The following is a 988-nucleotide window of genomic DNA, read 5'->3' as shown; positions in this document are numbered from 1 at the left end:
GCTCGGCAGCGGTGCGCTTGACAAGCTTCTTGATGAAGGCCTTACCGTTGCGTTCGTTTTCTTCGGGGAACATCTCGATCACCACATGGTCGCCTGGCACGGCGTCGCGGCCGCCGCAATAAAGCATCTCGCCGGGCTCGTAGCGCGGCACCATCGAGTCGGAGAGCACATGCAGCGCAAACACCTTGCGCAGATGGGCGATGCCGGGCGGGCGCTGGACGTAGCCGGCGACCTCGCCGTTGAAGGTGAAGTCGCCGTCGTCGCCGCCAACCGCAGCACCCAGAAGCTCGATGTCCATAGGGCCGGCGGGCAAAGGGGCGGCGTCGGTGACGATCTCTGCGTCGGCGACATTGTCGGCGTCGTCGAGGAAGACGACCTCGCCCTTGCCGAGCGCCACCGGGTCGACGCGCAGGAAGGCGGCGGTCTTCAAAAGGTTCTCGGTTTTTGGCAGGTTGCGGCCGGTTTCCCAATTGCCGACGGCGGCGACATCGGTGTCGTTGTGCTCGGCAATGTGGCGCATCACCAGGCCACGCTGCTTGCGCGCCTTGCGGATCGCCGCTCCGACCTTGATCGACAATGAGGTTTTCGCCATGGCGGCCATCTGAAACATAAGAATCGGTTTCGTCCATGAAAGAATGCCTTGCATAACTATTTGAGTTATGCTTATATGCAGCCATGCACAAGCCTCGTTGCCCCATCTCGTTTTCCATCCGTCCCGGCTGTCCTCCTCCCCGACCGGGACGAAGCCCGAGGCCAGCGCCTCGGCTCCGGTCGCCCTGCCGTCATCGCAGGCGACCGGAACGGCCGGAGCCGTTCCCCTCACGGCTCCGGCCACGAACTTACGCGAGTGCCGCGCCGGCCTTTCGCGCATCCGCACCGAGGATGGCACGGTCATTGTCTTCGACCGGCGCACGGGCAGGGCGGTTTCCGGCGCCACCCGCGAGGCGGCCGAGGCGAAGCTTGGCCGCCGGTGGTGATCTCCCTTCTC

At 64.8% G+C, this 988-nt stretch carries 1 protein-coding gene; it reads right to left on the bottom strand.

All coding sequences use genetic code 11. The features are described from left to right. On the bottom strand, positions 1-601 hold a 601-nt coding region (locus EOA86_RS36180), incomplete at its 3' end, for an XRE family transcriptional regulator (RefSeq protein ID WP_164892390.1). Positions 602-988: the final 387 nt, after the last annotated feature.

It is taken from the genome of Mesorhizobium sp. M5C.F.Ca.IN.020.32.2.1, from assembly GCF_004023105.1.
Taxonomy (GTDB): Bacteria; Pseudomonadota; Alphaproteobacteria; order Rhizobiales; family Rhizobiaceae; genus Mesorhizobium; species Mesorhizobium wenxiniae.
Note: the sequence above shows the minus strand (reverse complement) of the source record. Positions and strands in the feature narration are given on the sequence as shown.